Here is a 14682-nt window from a genome sequence, read left to right on the forward strand (position 1 = left end):
GAGTCAAATTGTCCCAACTGGTGGTGCTAACATAGCTCTTTGCTCAAAGAGAGTCGATTTATTTGTTCAAAAATATCAACTAGATAGAGAATTATTGTAATCCTAAATTAGAGGTATGATAAAAAATGTTACTCACATTGCCGAATATCTATATCGCTCAATAAAATCAATCACAATCACAGGATAAGCGTTTAAATGCGATCGAGATTGGCTTGATTTTAATACAAAAATACTGCACATTGATCATCATCAGTTCCTGAACAGAAGCAAAAGAAAACCCCACAGACAAAGACCTTGTAATGATAAAATCGACAATGGCGATGGCTTAACTATTAGTATTTTTTGCGTCGGACTAGCAGGAGATAAAAGCGTGACCTTTAAGATTGGTTTACTCGGTTTCGGAGTTGTGGGGACAGGAACAGCGAAAATCCTCCTTGATCCTTTTGGTCGTCATCCCGTACTCAAAGAGATTACCATTGGACGAGTGGGAGTTAGATCTCTAGATAAACCCAGAGAAATCGAGCTTTCCCCCCAGCTGTTGACCACTGACCTAGAATCGATCGTTACTGACCCCGAAATTGATATTATTGTCGAATTATTGGGGGGTTTGGAACCGGCACGCTCTTTAATTCTCCAAGCAATCGCATCGGGAAAGCACGTTGTCACGGCAAATAAGGCGGTTATTGCCCGTTTTGGCGATGAAATCTACGCCAAGGCTAACGAAAAAGGGGTTTATGTCCTTCTAGAAGCGGCAGTGGGTGGTGGAATTCCCGTCATTAAACCCTTAAAACAATCCCTCGGCGCTAATCGCATCAGCAGCATCATGGGAATTGTCAACGGCACAACTAACTATATTCTCACGGAAATGAGCCAAAAAGGGGCAGATTTTAGCGAAGTTTTGGCCAAAGCTCAGGAATTAGGCTATGCAGAAGCTGATCCCACTGCGGACGTGGATGGATTCGATGCAGCCGATAAAATCGCCATTTTAGCCTCTCTGGGTTTTGGAGGTCGGGTAAAACGGGAAGATGTTTACTGTGAAGGTATCCGGCAAGTTAGCACCGTCGATATCGCCTACGCTGATAGACTGGGATTTGTGATTAAATTATTAGCGATCGCGAAAGATACGGTTAAAGAGGATTCCGATACCCTAGAGTTGCGGGTTCATCCGACCCTAGTACCGAAAACCCATCCCCTCGCTAATGCTAACGGGGTCTATAACGCTATTCTGGTCGAGGGGGAACCCTTGGGACAAGTGATGTTTTACGGACCCGGTGCCGGTAGCGGACCGACGGCCAGCGCGGTAGTATCGGATGTGATGAATATCGTCGGAATTTTAAAAAGTAGTGGCAAAACCAAGGAACTTGACCCGCTTTTAAGCTGTATTCACCAGCATTATTGTCAAATTGCCCCGATGGAGGATTTATCGACCCGTTTTTATGCTCGTTTTCTCTGTCGCGATGTGCCGGGGGTAATCGGTCATTTAGGTATGGCTTTCGGCGACCATGGGGTTAGTCTAGAATCCGTGGTACAAATTGGTATTAGGGGTAATTTAGCCGAAATTGTCGTTGTCACCCACGATGTACGCGAGGGCAATTTCCGCAACGCTTTAGCAGCCATAGAGTCTTTAGAAGCTATTGACAGTATTCCTAGTATTCTCCGGGTTTTGTAATTATAGAGATCGCTTTTTTATGGTCATGGGTCGGAGAATCAGAAGTGAGAAAAGTTGGCTAAGTTTCAATAGCACAATTTTGTTTTTTTGTCTAGGTTTTTTGACCTTAAATCAAAAATTAATTTTTGCCCAAGGTTCCGATAATGTTTGTCCCCTGCCGATTTTATCAAGGTTACAACGCCATAAAATCCAAGCGGGAGAAACGATCGCCTCCATCGCCGAAAAATACGCTCTCATCCCGGCAACGATAATTAAACTCAATCCGACTATTCTCAAAAATGGTTTGGCCCCCGTGGGGAAAGAAATCTTCATTCCCCCGATGAACGGCATTCGCATCGAAGCACCGAAAGGTTCCACTTGGCGCGATTTAGAAGCGGCCTATGGTATTCGTGCCGATATACTCTTTGAGCTTAACGGTTGTGGTCGCCGGCCGACAATAGTTTTTATCCCCGGCACCAATTGGTCCGCCACGGGCAAGCACTCGGATTATACTGGATTAAGTTCTTATCCCTTACCCTTGGCCAGCACTGTCGGATTAGCCTACGGTTGGCAAAAAAGCCCCACGGAACAGAAAAATCTCTTTCATAGTGGTATTGATCTTCTCGCCGATATTGGTACACCAGTTCTAGCAACCGAGGATGGTCTAGTGATTTATGTGGGTCAGGAAGGGGCCTATGGTAATTTGGTAGTAATTAATCATTTAGGTCGCCGGCAGACCCGTTATGCTCATTTAAGCAGGGTTACAGTGAGAATTGACCAACGGGTACGAGCAGGAGACGTTATCGGTGCGGTTGGCACCACCGGACAACCAGATATTATTCCCCCCCATCTTCATTTTGAAGTGCGCTTAGATACTCCCGTCGGTTGGACAGCGCAGGATCCAGCTTTGCATTTGCCCCAAATCGGCCCGCAATCAAGTCAGACTAAATCCTGTTTAAAAGGTATAGGAGAGTGAGTGAGTGCCGAGCGGGGGAAGCAATTCATAACTGGGTTTTTAAAGTTGGATTGGGAGTTAATCATACTATAAAGTATATTTTCCCGCCAAAATCCCCCTCTCTGGGGAGAAGGGGAAAAATAAACCCAAGATTAACCCTGCACCATCACAGCGGCAGCTGCTGCCACACCGGCGCCGGGGGTGACACCTTCGACACCTAACTCGATTAAAGTCGCTTCAATGGCAGCGATAACCGTGAGGATATCCCTCTCACTAGCAAAACCTAAATGACCGATACGGAAGATTTTACCCTTGAGGTGATCCTGACCACCAGCCACAGCGATGTCGAACTTTTTATTGAGAGTCGAACGAATTTTTTCCGCATCCACCAGAGTGGGGGCCACCGCAGTAATCGCCGTGGAAGCCCAGGAATCCGCCGCATAGAGGGGCAAATCCAGGGCGCGCATACCCGCCCGCGTCATCTTGGTTAAGCGTTGGTGACGGGCGAAAATGGCCGCTAATCCCTCCCTTCTCATCATTTGCAGAGAAGCTTGTAAACCGTACATCAGGTTAACTGGAGGGGTAAAGGGGGAACTATCCTCATCGGTGGCTTTTTTGTATTTGCCTAAATCTAGATAAAAACGGGGCAGTTTGGCGGTTTCGTAGGCTTTCCAAGCTTTTTTGCTCACGGAAACAAAACCTAAACCGGGAGGAATCATATAACCTTTCTGGGAACCAGAACCGACCACATCTAAACCCCATTCATCGATGGGAATATGATAAGCTCCTAAACTGGTGACAGCATCGACGATAATTAAAGCTTCCCCGTGGTCTTTTACCGCTTTGTTAATGCTTTCCAAGTCATTGAGAACCCCGGTGGAAGTTTCCGAATGGGTGATAATTACCGCTTTGATGGCTTTTTCCTTGTCTTCGGTCAGTTTAGCGGTGAATGCTTCTGGATCTAGGGGTTTACCCCATTCTGCCTTAATGACATCCACATTTAAGCCGTATGCTTTCGCCACTTTCGCCCAACGTTCCCCAAATTTACCATTATCCCCCACCAAAACTCGATCGCCGGGGCTAAGAAAATTAATAATTCCCGCTTCCATGGCACCGGTTCCCGAAGCAGTTAGCATTAAAACATCGCCACTGGTTTGATGCAACCATTTAAGATTTTCGGTTAATTCGGCGATTACCTTGCTAAAAGCACCCGTCCGATGACCTATAGGTGCTTTAGCCATAGCCAATAATACCGCTTCCGGCACTGGTGTGGGGCCGGGAATCATCAACATATTTTTATTTTCCATGGTTCGTCCTCTCTCGTTGGGCCATATTTAAAAAGATAAAAAACCAAATCTCGATCGCATCAATTCTGAGGGGATGATTTAAGATTCGGCAAACTCTGATTATATCCCGGCAGATAGCCGTGTCAGTTATCAGGGGATAGGGTGATAGGGTTTTGGGGTGATAGGGTGGTCACTGCGTGCGCGTTGCGGGGGGTGTTAGGGTTTTATTTGAAATTACCCACTTCCCCACTTCCCCACTTCCCCACTTCCCCATCTCCCCACTTCCTAACTTCTATTCCCGATTTTCAAAGAGTTTCTGGATACCTGCGGCAGCATCGGGCAGTTTTACCAAAGATTCGCCGATTAGAACCGCATTTGCTCCCGCTTGCTTCACTGTGGCTAGATCTGTTGCTGTGTGTAATCCCGATTCGCTGACGATCAGAATACCTTTTTCTCGCACCTGTTTGCCCCTCGCTTCTAGTAATTGGCGAGTATTGTCTAAATCGACTTTAAATGTCTCTAAATTGCGGTTATTGATGCCGATTAGTTCGATTCCCTCAATGGCTAACACTCGATCGAATTCGGCCAGACTATGCACCTCTACCAAAGCTGTCATCCCTAAACCCTTGACAATTTTGACAAAATATGCTAGGTCTTGATCGCTTAAAATAGCGGCAATTAAAAGGACAGCATCGGCTCCTTTAGAGCGAGCGTAGTAGATTTGATAGGGATAAAGGATAAATTCTTTGCATAATAGGGGTAAAGATACCGCTTGCCGGACGAGGCTAAGATTTTCGTAACTACCTTGAAAAAACTTACTATCGGTTAGGACCGATAAACAAGTGGCTCCTCCCTGTTCATAGGTACGGGCGATCGCTACAGGATCAAAATCTTGGCGGATAACTCCCTTGCTCGGGGAAGCTTTTTTCACTTCGGCAATCAAAGCGGGGTGGGTTTTACCCTGTTTTAGGGCGGCTAAAAAGTCGCAAGGTGGCGTAGTATTGGCTATTTTTTGGCGTAATTCTAATAAAGGCAACCGTTCACGCAATTTATCGACTTCTATCTCTTTATGCCAAACGATTTCTTCTAAAATATTTTGCGGTTGTGCCTCTGGGACTTTCACCACATAACTCAAACTCTCAACTTTAACGGAAGGATTGGGGTGTTTTCTTCGGATCTGCATTTTTTCACTGTCCAGAGCGTGAACAGTGATTAGTTTAACAGTGATTAGTTATCGGGAATTGAAATAGAGACGCGGCAAACCACGTCTCTACAGATATTCATCTATACTTATGTGGATATTCCCAGTCTTCACCAATCTCCTCAAGGCTATTGCATAGCTTCGATCGAACGTTCTAAAATTTTATCTTGGAGTTTTCCTTCTTCTTGACGATTTTCAGTTAATAAAACCCGCGCTTTCGCAGTTCCTGCCTCCCCTTCCCCCAAAAGCTCCTCTGTACGAGTTAAGACTTTTTCTTCGAGCATTCCCTCTGCTTGTCGTTCTTGGGTTAAATTAAGACGTGCTTTTTCTTCAATATTCATAAATTTATCCTTACCACAGGTGCGATCAACTTCTACCTTCAGTCTGACACAAATTTACTATTCTGTATTATTAACTACAGAAAAATTTAGAATCTTACTGGCGAAACTGAGATTTAGGTATTTGTTCTCATTGCTTAAATGGACAGGGATCGATCGACCTAAAGCTATACAATAAAACCTATGGAACAATTCCCCGGCGTAATCAAGCTTGTATATCGGGCGAATAATTATCGATTGCCTAAACCAAGAGATTTCTTGACACTATCCGATTCTATCGTAATATCCTATTTGCAGAGCTTATGACCAAAGGTAATTTAAACGATCTCATCCGTACAGAAGCTAATAAAGAGGTAGAATCCCAACCCTCTCCTTCTCCCAAACGTTCTAAGGAAACTAACGCCACCCTACAGGCAAAAATTAACGACTTGACGGCAGAATTAGAAAAAACCGAGAAAAATCAGCAAACTCTCCAAGAAACAGTTATTTCTCTGGAAGAAGAACTTAAAGAACATCTGGAACTCTCTGTCAGTTTACAGCAGTTACAACAACAGACCGAGCAGTTAGAATCTGTCCTCTCGGAAAAAACTACTTTGCTGGCACAATTATCGAGTCAATTAAGTCAATCCCAGACGGAATTAACCGAGAAAAAACAGTTAATTGAAAAACTATCGAGTCAATTAAGCAAGACAGAAACAGAACTGACTGAGAAAAAACAGTTAATTGAAAAATTATATAATCAAATTAAAACCCTAGAAAATAGTCCCACCCCCACCCCTGAACCGTCAGCAATTACCAAACTATTGCCTAAGAAACCCAGTCTTTATAACTTTGAAATGGCCACTTTAGCCCGTTATATTGCCCCCAATCCTACCCCGACAGAGTTAACGGATTCCGATATCGGTTGGTTCGATTAATTATGGCTAGTAAAAATCAAGAACAACAACATCCACAGGAAAGACTCGATCGCCCGATTGTTGATCAGCTACTGCAATCAGAACCTAATGATTTAAACTTAGCTGAATGCGCTCGTTTACGCATACGTTATCAAAACTTTCCGGGAGCAAGAGAAATCCAAAGAGATTTAGATTTAATCCTAGAAAAATGGCAGTTAGATGAAGCCAGTTTATGGGCAAAAACTCGACAACTGCACAGTCATGGACAAGTGTATCAAATTCGCCAAACCGAGGAGCAACAGGATTGGAGTTAAATTAAGCTATAGGGTTGAAAAAAACACTTGTTCCCTTTCACCTTATCTCAGAAAATAATATTATTGTAGGGGCGAATTGCCTTCGCCCTCTTTTAATAACTGCTGCTGCTCACCTATAGGTGAGAAAAAGTCACAAATAGGAGATGCACCAAAAATCAAACCTATAATTTGATTTTATCTAATAATCTCTGCAAAGGATTTTTGGGTTTACTTGCTGGCGGATCTGCGGGGGGATTAGGATCATCTAGATAACGATAATATTTCCAGATATCCCAGTAAGGACATCCCGGTTCAATGCGAATTCCTGCCCAATGTAAATATTTTAAGGGCTGATTTAATCTCGGATCGATTAAGATATTCCCCTGACGTTGAAAATGAGAACTTCCCCCCCAATTTCCCGCTTGACAACCCGGAGCGCGGACAATATTAAATCGATTGGGAACTCGTTTGAGAATGGTATAATTAATAATCGGTTGATCGGAGGTTTTTTGAGAAAAATCAAAATATTCTGGATGAGCGGCACATTCTTGAAAAGCACTATATAATTCCTGTTCTGAGAACAGATTCTTTTTACTAGCCCAAAAACCACCGTTAAACATCCCAGTTAGATCATTTTCTGTGAAAATTCCTTGTTCTACAACAATCGAATTAAAGACATCAGCAATCCCTTTTTTGTGTTGGTAATCACAGCAGAGAAAATCGTAGGTATCGAGGAAATTTAGATTATCTATTATTTTTTCAAAAACCACGATATCGGTATCGATATAAAGAAATTGATCTAGTTCTCCAAACCAACACACCTGCTTGCGAAATTGATTGGGACGAGCAAAGAATTTTTCTCCAAAAATATCATAGATTTTTTGTGCCAATTCTTCCACTAATTGCAGTTCGGGATAGAGAATAACCCCGTATTTTGCGGACAATAAATCGGCAATTTTTTGATAATTATTGTCGTAGGGAATCAAGATCACGGGAGAATCGGGATCGTACAAGCGAATACTATTCATTAATGCGATCGCCTGATCGATAACTCGATCGTTAGCGGTAATGTAAATTCCTCGCTTCATAAATATTTTTGGGGTAAGAGTTAGCAATAATTATAATTACTTCCAGGAACAAGGACTAGAGATTTTTTTGGGGTATCAACCTTTTTAGCCGTTAGCCGTCAGCCTAAATCTTGTTTAAAAGTTATAGGAGAGTGGGGAGCGCCGGAGCTGCGGAGCAGCAAGCGGGGAGCAGGCTGATATATTTGTAATAATTTAAGAGTCACTGATAATTGCTGATTGTCGGTATTTCTGCAAATGCGAGATGCAGGCGTAGGAACGGACTGGGACTGCTATTCTTCGGTTCTATAACAACTGTCCAGACAACTTGAGTCATTGAACCAAGAATCCTCGTCCATTTTACGGCAGGGAGTGTCAAAATAAGAAACAAAACCCTCAGCGATCGATATGACTGACTCAAGCCCAAAAATTTGTATTCTCGGTGGTGGTTTTGGTGGACTCTATACTGCTTTACGTTTGAGTCAATTGCCTTGGCAGGATCAATACCCCCCCCAAATTACCTTAATTGATAAAAGCGATCGCTTTTTATTTTCTCCACTTCTCTACGAATTAGTCACCTCAGAACTGCAATCCTGGGAAATTGCTCCCCCTTTCAGCGAATTACTCGCCAATACCCCCGTTGAATTCCAACAGGGAACCGTCACGGCGATCGATGTTAATAATCATAAAATAACCCTTGACAATCAAAACGATATATGCTATGACCGTCTCGTCATCGCCCTCGGTGGTCAATCCTCCCTTGACTTCCTACCCGGGGCCAGAACCGACGCTATCCCCTTTCGGAGTCTAGAGGATGCCTATCGTCTTCGGGATCGACTCAAAACCCTAGAACAATCCGAGCGCGATAAAATTCGGGTTGCCATTATCGGGGGCGGTTATAGCGGCGTAGAATTAGCCTGTAAGCTGGCCGATCGCCTCGGAGAAAGAGGAAGAATTCGTCTGATCGAAAGAAACCCCGATATTCTCGCCCTTTCTCCTCAATTTAACCGCGACACCGCCAAAAAAGCCCTAGAAAAACGTCTAGTTTGGTTAGACCTAGAAACCACCGTCGCCGACATCCAAGCTGATCGCCTCTCCCTTGACTACAAGGGACAGATAGACAATATCCCCGTTGATCTAATACTCTGGACCGTTAGCCCGATCGCCTCTCCACTGATCGCTAATTTGCCCCTAGCACATAATGAGCGCAAATTACTAAAAGTTAATCAATATTTACAAACTGTCGAAAACCCCAGTATCTACGCGATCGGCGATGCGGCCGATAGTCGCGACCAAGAGGATAAACCATACGCTGCCACGGCCCAAGTGGCCCTTCAACAGTCCGACTACTGCGCTTGGAATATTTGGGCGAGTTTCCACAATAAACCGGCTTTACCCTTCCGTTATCAACCTTTAGGCGAAATGTTGACCCTCGGAGTCGATGAAGCTACTATTAGCGGTTTGGGACTAGAATTAGCAGGTCCCCTTGCCCATCTTACCCGTCGCTTAGTCTATCTCTACCGTCTGCCCACCCTTAACCATCAAATCGCCGTAGCATTCAACTGGATTGCCCAACCGCTTCTATCCCTCATCTCTGAGTAGCAGTTGCAGGGATGGGGGAGAATTAAAGTGGCTTTTTTTACTCTAGTTACTTGTCACTCTGATTGCTATATTGGCTGTATCAATTACCCTCCTAATTTACAAAACAATTATGAGCATTAAAAGCCAGCTGAAAAATTTGATTCATGAATTGAGTCTTCAGACTTACAAGAAAGTTTCCCCCGATTCCTTCCCTGCTGGTTGGGAGCTGGCCTCAGATATAGAAAGAATTTGTCATCACCAGCAACCAAGGATTATTTTTGATGTCGGTGCTAATATTGGACAAACAGGTAGTTACTTTCATCAAAAATTTCCTCAAGCTGATATTCTTTGTTTCGAGCCAATCAAGGAAACTTTTGCCCAATTATCTCAAAAATTTGCTGATAATCAGCGAATTCGCTGTTTTCCGATCGCGTTAGGCGAGCAACCTTCAGAAAAAACAATTATCTTAAACTCTAATTCTCAACAAAACTCCCTCACCGATGCCTTAAACCGGCCCATAGACGAGAATCAAGGCCAATCAACCGACAAAACAGAAACAATTACAATTGATAGCTTAGATAATTTTTGTCGAGATCAGGGGATAGATAGGATAGACCTGCTAAAAATGGATACAGAGGGGGATCTTCTGGTTTCTGTGTGGAAACGAGGTCTATACTGATAGTTTCTTCGACAAAATAGTCCTAAAAGTGTTGCCCGATAAGCATTTCACGATTCCATAAGCAAAAATTATCACACAAAGTCGAGAAGAGCCCAGAGGGTTATGAGCTACAGGTTTTAGCTGGAGCAACCAATTTTCTAGAAGAGAGAAAAATTGCCATGATTCTTTCAGAAGTTGGATTTCGTCCCTCCGATTTTCGCCATACATTTTTTACAAAAATTTACGACAAATTGTATTAAAAAGGCTTTCGTTTTAATGGTCTATACGATTTATCCTATAGCGGTATGCAGTCGAATGAGGTATACTGCAACAAGCTATAAGTCAGTCTAGGCAAGACGATGGTCTGTATCTCACTCAAGCGAATACCGCTATAATTAGGGTTTGCTGAATAAATCTAAAAACCTTGTTGGGTAAGACTTTTAGACTTTTGGGAAATCAAAAAGGGCCTTAGCTAGGAGGGAGCGGGGGGAAAATTCCTGGACTTTTTCCCTGAAAATTAGCTAATTTACCAGATGAAAATGGGGAAAACCCTACACCCTACACCCTACACCCCACACCCTACCCCCACGAGAAACTTTTTGCTGCAGACCCTAATTAGGGTTTGCAGCAAAAAGTACGGGCGAAGCATTCGGATAGAAAATCTATGGTTTCACCGATAGGTTATTGCCCGAATGCTTCGCCCCTACAGGACGCGGGCCGATGAAGACGCAAGGTTTTGAAGCACGATTCTCTCAAAATCTTGCACCTGTTTCGCTCGTAAAGCCACAAAACCCTTACCTTGCCTACATTTCACATTTATTCAGCAAGTCCTAATAGGGGTCTCAAGACCCCCTAGCGGCCACCGAGAAACTCACCAGCTAAGTATTTTTACTCAAGTCTCTGGCGGGGGACAGCTTATGTGACAGTTGAGGGTGCGGAATGTGGGTTTTTGCCCCGGTTGCCACGATGGTCTGGTATTTGCTTTAATTGTTCTAGAAGGAGCATTTTCTACAGTAGCCTCTTTACTTACACTCTGTAGTTTACTCCTTCTCTTTTTTTATGAAATCACCCTGCCTTGCCCCCCTTAAAAAGGGGGGAAAACCCTGAAAGTTGCCTTTTCCAAGGGGGATTGAGGGGGATTCAAATTGGCTGATGGCTATAATAACTCCACGCAAATGAAACTAGAAACCACGGCGATTAAACGGATTCTCGATGCTAACCTTGACCGCGCTAGAGAAGGACTGCGAATTATCGAAGAATGGTGTCGTTTTGGCTTAGATAATCCCGATTTAGCCCAAGAATGTAAAGAAATGCGCCATCAATTAGCTAGTTGGCACTCGATCGATCTTAAACGACATCGGGACACAGCGGGCGATATCGGCAGGGATTTAAGCCATCCGAGGGAAGAAATCCGGGAGACTGTCGAGGAACTGCTGCAAGCAAATCTCGCTCGCGTACAGGAGGCTTTCAGGGTTTTAGAAGAATACGGTAAACTCTATGATCTAGAGCTAGGGATAGCCTGTAAACAGCTACGCTATCGCGTGTATCAGCTAGAGAGTAAACTATTAATCTCTCCACCTCTGGAAAAACTGAAAGCATCTCCCCTCTATCTAGTCACTTCTCCTGCCGAAAATCTCCTAGAAATCGTCGAATTAGCCCTAAAAGGAGGTTTAAAATTGGTTCAGTACCGCCATAAAACCGCCGCTGATACCATTCGTTTAGAAGAGGCCGCTAAACTGTGTGAGTTATGCCACCGTTACGATGCTTTGTTTATTATGAACGATCGCGTCGATATTGCTCAGGCCATTCATGCTGATGGTGTTCACCTCGGCCAACAGGATCTACCGATTTCCCTAGCGCGGCAATTTCTCGGTCCTGGAGCAATTATCGGCCGGTCCACCACTAATCCCCAAGAGATGGCCAAAGCAATCCAAGAAAAGGCCGATTATGTGGGAGTCGGTCCAGTTTATGCCACCCCCACCAAAGCGGGAAAAACCCCCGCAGGATTGGAATACGTCCGTTATGCGCGGGAAAATTGCCCTTTACCCTGGTTTGCGATCGGTGGTATTGATAGTAGTAACATTAAAGAGGTTTTAGAGGCAGGAGCGCAACGGGTGGCTGTAGTTCGGGCCATCATGGAAGCGCAGCACCCCGATGTGGTGACACAACAATTATTAAACCAATTAAAGTAGGGAACGGGGGTGGGGTGTAGGGTGTAGGGTGTAGGGTGTAGGGAAATGGGGAAATGGGGAAATGGGGAAATGGGGAAATGGGGAAATGGGGAAATGGGGAAATGGGGGAATGGGGAAATGGGGAAATGGGGGAATGGGGAAATGGGGAAATGGGGAAATGGGGGAATGGGGAAATGGGGAAATGGGGAAATGGGGAATTTCAACTAATACCCCAAAACCCTAAAACCCTAAAACCCTAAAACCCCAACTCTCAACTCCTGTCTCCTGAATACTGACTCCTCCGATTAATTCATTTGTTCATATCCAAATCCATGTCAGAAATAACCTTGCAAATCAACGGCAAAACTCAAACCTGTTTACCCGCAACTAAACTACCGCAAATGTTAGAAAATTTGGGCATGAATCCTCGGTTAGTGGCAGTGGAATATAACGGAGAAATCCTCCATCGTCAGTATTGGGAAAACACGGAAATCAAGGAGGGGGATAAATTAGAAATTGTTACTATTGTCGGAGGGGGATAAAATAATCAACAATCGACACTTGAGGGAAAAAACTTGTTAGTTATCGGTTTAATCAGTGGCACATCGGTGGATGGCATCGATACTGCTTTAGTGGAGATTAGCGGTACAGTGGAGTCCCCACAGGTGCAGTTATTAGCAGGGGAAACCTATCCCTATTCCCCCCGATTGCGAGAGACAATTTTGCAAGTCTGTGGGGGAGAAAAGCTATCTATTGAAGCTTTAGCCAGCTTAGATGATGATATCGCCGCAGAATTCGCCCGTGCCGCTTTAAATATCCAAAAAGAGGCCCCAAAAGCCCAATTAATCGGCAGTCACGGTCAAACCGTTTTTCATCGACCCCCCGCAAACGATCGCCTCGGTTACACGGTACAATTAGGACGGGGAGCAGCGATCGCAAAAATTACCCGTATCCCCACCATTAGTAATTTTCGCGCTGCCGATATCGCCCAAGCTGGTCACGGCGCGCCCCTAGTGCCGAAAATTGACGCTTATCTGCTCTCTCACCCCACCAAAACCCGCTGCGTCCAAAATATCGGCGGTATTGGCAATTTAACCTATCTACCCCCCCGACAAACGGAAAATTGGCAGCAAAAAATTTTCGGTTGGGATACTGGCCCCGGCAACGTCCTTATCGATTTGGCCGTACAATTTTTGAGCCAAGGCCAACAAACCTACGACCATAACGGTCAATGGTCAGCCCAGGGTCAACCCTGCCCCGAATTAGTTCATAAATGGCTACAGGAGCCTTATTTTCAACAATATCCACCTAAATCCACTGGCAGAGAGTTATTTAGCCCCGCCTATCTAGCGCAATTGCGCGAGGATGCCCAAGCTTATTCCCTCAGTGATGCCGACTGGTTGGCTAGTTTAACCGATTTAACCGCCATTTCGATCGCCCACAGCTATCAAACCTTTTTGCCGGAAATGCCCGCGGAAGTGCTGCTCTGCGGTGGTGGCGCTCGCAATGCCTACCTGCGGCAACGACTCCTAGCACATTTTGGGTCAAATGTCAAGCTTTTGACCACTGATCAGGTAGGATTAAATAGCGATTTTAAAGAAGCGATCGCTTTTGCCCTCTTGGCCTATTGGCGCTGGCACAATTTCCCCGGTAATTTACCGAAAGTCACGGGGGCAAAAGAGGAGGTTTTATTAGGAGAAATTTACCGATGAGCAGCAGCTATGAAATATTTTCAACAATTCAACGCCAAAGAGTCAGCGATGGGCAAATAGTGCCAATTTTAAGCGATTGTGCCGAGTATAAACGTCTTTTAATTCTTGTTTGGCCGCAATTGGGGGATTTTGACAGTCTCGAATACGCTTGGTGGTTAGAAAAAGAGGCAGCCCTTTGGCAAAATGCCGGGATCACCATTCGGGCCATCGGTATCGGCGATCGCAATTCAGGTTTAAAATTCGCTGAATATACGAAATTTCGGCAAGATTGGCTTTTTGTTGACCCCAAAGCCGAATTACATAATTTATTGGGACTGTATCGCGGTTTATCGTTAAAATTACCCAGATTTTCCCCCGGGCAAAATGCTTGGTTAAATCTAATTTTGATGTGTGCGGGTGTGGGTAGTCCGGGGACTCTGGCCGAAGTGCTGCGGGGTTATCTTGGCGATCGCAAAGCCCCCCAATTAATTGCCGAGGAGGAAACAATTCAAGCGCGGCCTTTACCACCTTTCCGGGGTTCCCTATTCAATCTTGCTGGGGGTCAAGGTTTTCAGCGACCTTTTGAATTAGCCACCCTGAGACTGCGTAATATGAGTCAAGTTTTGGGCAATTGGCCAACCTATGTTCCTGATAGTAGTTATCTCACCCAACGGGGAGGGACTTTTTTATTTGATAATCAAGGAAATTTACTCTATGAGCATCGCGATCGAGGTATCTTGGGTTTTGCTGAGAATATGAGTTATCCTCTCGCTTTTTTGCAGGATTAAGCTTTTTTCTTCTCCATCTCACCCACTCCCAACTCTTGACTTTTAGCTTTTCTAGCTGATAGCTAAAAAACTTTAATGTTATCCAACTACTTATTACCTAAAGATTGATGAA

Annotated in this window: 15 protein-coding genes; 11 read left to right on the plus strand and 4 right to left on the minus strand. The window is 44.5% G+C overall.

Going from position 1 to position 14682, the window contains the following annotated elements; genetic code table 11:
• The first annotated feature begins 370 nt into the window (after window positions 1-370).
• Window positions 371-1669 carry a homoserine dehydrogenase gene (locus tag GQR42_RS03705; RefSeq protein ID WP_158198946.1) on the plus strand — a complete coding sequence of 433 codons (1299 nt, stop codon included), beginning with the start codon at window positions 371-373 and terminating at the stop codon, window positions 1667-1669.
• A gap of 19 nt (window positions 1670-1688) precedes the next feature.
• Window positions 1689-2624, plus strand: a complete 936-nt coding sequence (locus GQR42_RS03710) for a LysM peptidoglycan-binding domain-containing M23 family metallopeptidase (RefSeq protein ID WP_158198947.1) — start codon at window positions 1689-1691, stop codon at window positions 2622-2624.
• Window positions 2625-2755: 131 nt separating this feature from the next.
• Here GQR42_RS03710 and GQR42_RS03715 read toward each other — a convergent pair whose 3' ends face one another.
• The 3 genes from GQR42_RS03715 to GQR42_RS03725 all read right to left on the minus strand — a co-directional run bounded on the left by GQR42_RS03715 (window position 2756) and on the right by GQR42_RS03725 (window position 5431).
• Window positions 2756-3910: a pyridoxal-phosphate-dependent aminotransferase family protein gene (locus tag GQR42_RS03715; protein WP_158198948.1), complete on the minus strand. Its 1155-nt coding sequence runs from the start codon at window positions 3908-3910 to the stop codon at window positions 2756-2758.
• Window positions 3911-4181: 271 nt separating this feature from the next.
• Window positions 4182-5072: an indole-3-glycerol phosphate synthase TrpC gene (gene trpC, locus GQR42_RS03720; protein ID WP_158198949.1), complete on the minus strand. Its 891-nt coding sequence runs from the start codon at window positions 5070-5072 to the stop codon at window positions 4182-4184.
• Between the two features lie 146 nt (window positions 5073-5218).
• Entirely contained in the window at window positions 5219-5431 is a 213-nt protein-coding gene (locus GQR42_RS03725; RefSeq protein ID WP_158198950.1) for a hypothetical protein, read from the minus strand.
• A gap of 299 nt (window positions 5432-5730) precedes the next feature.
• Here GQR42_RS03725 and GQR42_RS03730 point away from each other — a divergent pair, with 299 nt between their 5' ends.
• Window positions 5731-6345: a hypothetical protein gene (locus GQR42_RS03730; RefSeq protein WP_158198951.1), complete on the plus strand. Its 615-nt coding sequence runs from the start codon at window positions 5731-5733 to the stop codon at window positions 6343-6345.
• 2 nt (window positions 6346-6347) lie between these two features.
• A complete protein-coding gene (locus GQR42_RS03735) occupies window positions 6348-6638 on the plus strand; it encodes a DUF3288 family protein (protein ID WP_002767861.1) in 291 nt (96 codons plus the stop codon).
• A 161-nt stretch (window positions 6639-6799) separates the two neighbouring features.
• On the opposite strand, the gene GQR42_RS03740 is transcribed toward GQR42_RS03735, so the two are convergent.
• Window positions 6800-7705 (minus strand): Npun_R2821/Npun_R2822 family protein, encoded by a 906-nt coding sequence (locus GQR42_RS03740; protein WP_158198952.1) that lies wholly within the window; start codon window positions 7703-7705, stop codon window positions 6800-6802.
• A 384-nt stretch (window positions 7706-8089) separates the two neighbouring features.
• Between GQR42_RS03740 and GQR42_RS03745 the strand changes: the two genes are divergently transcribed.
• The 7 genes from GQR42_RS03745 (at window position 8090) to GQR42_RS03775 (ending at window position 14570) form a co-directional block, all read left to right on the plus strand.
• Entirely contained in the window at window positions 8090-9283 is a 1194-nt protein-coding gene (locus GQR42_RS03745; protein ID WP_158198953.1) for an NAD(P)/FAD-dependent oxidoreductase, read from the plus strand.
• A 109-nt stretch (window positions 9284-9392) separates the two neighbouring features.
• Window positions 9393-9941, plus strand: a complete 549-nt coding sequence (locus GQR42_RS03750) for an FkbM family methyltransferase (RefSeq protein ID WP_158198954.1) — start codon at window positions 9393-9395, stop codon at window positions 9939-9941.
• 1154 nt (window positions 9942-11095) lie between these two features.
• Entirely contained in the window at window positions 11096-12112 is a 1017-nt protein-coding gene (locus GQR42_RS03755) for a thiamine phosphate synthase (protein ID WP_158202372.1), read from the plus strand.
• Window positions 12113-12165: 53 nt separating this feature from the next.
• Window positions 12166-12351: a hypothetical protein gene (locus GQR42_RS03760; protein WP_158198955.1), complete on the plus strand. Its 186-nt coding sequence runs from the start codon at window positions 12166-12168 to the stop codon at window positions 12349-12351.
• A 72-nt stretch (window positions 12352-12423) separates the two neighbouring features.
• Complete coding sequence (gene thiS, locus GQR42_RS03765; RefSeq protein ID WP_002751314.1) at window positions 12424-12633, plus strand: sulfur carrier protein ThiS; 210 nt, start codon at window positions 12424-12426, stop codon at window positions 12631-12633.
• Between the two features lie 33 nt (window positions 12634-12666).
• Window positions 12667-13803 (plus strand): anhydro-N-acetylmuramic acid kinase, encoded by a 1137-nt coding sequence (locus GQR42_RS03770; protein ID WP_158198956.1) that lies wholly within the window; start codon window positions 12667-12669, stop codon window positions 13801-13803.
• Window positions 13800-14570 carry a peroxiredoxin-like family protein gene (locus tag GQR42_RS03775; protein WP_158198957.1) on the plus strand — a complete coding sequence of 257 codons (771 nt, stop codon included), beginning with the start codon at window positions 13800-13802 and terminating at the stop codon, window positions 14568-14570. Before GQR42_RS03770 ends, GQR42_RS03775 begins: the two co-directional genes overlap by 4 nt.
• Window positions 14571-14682: the final 112 nt, after the last annotated feature.

Source organism: Microcystis aeruginosa FD4, from assembly GCF_009792235.1.
GTDB lineage: Bacteria > Cyanobacteriota > Cyanobacteriia > Cyanobacteriales > Microcystaceae > Microcystis > Microcystis viridis.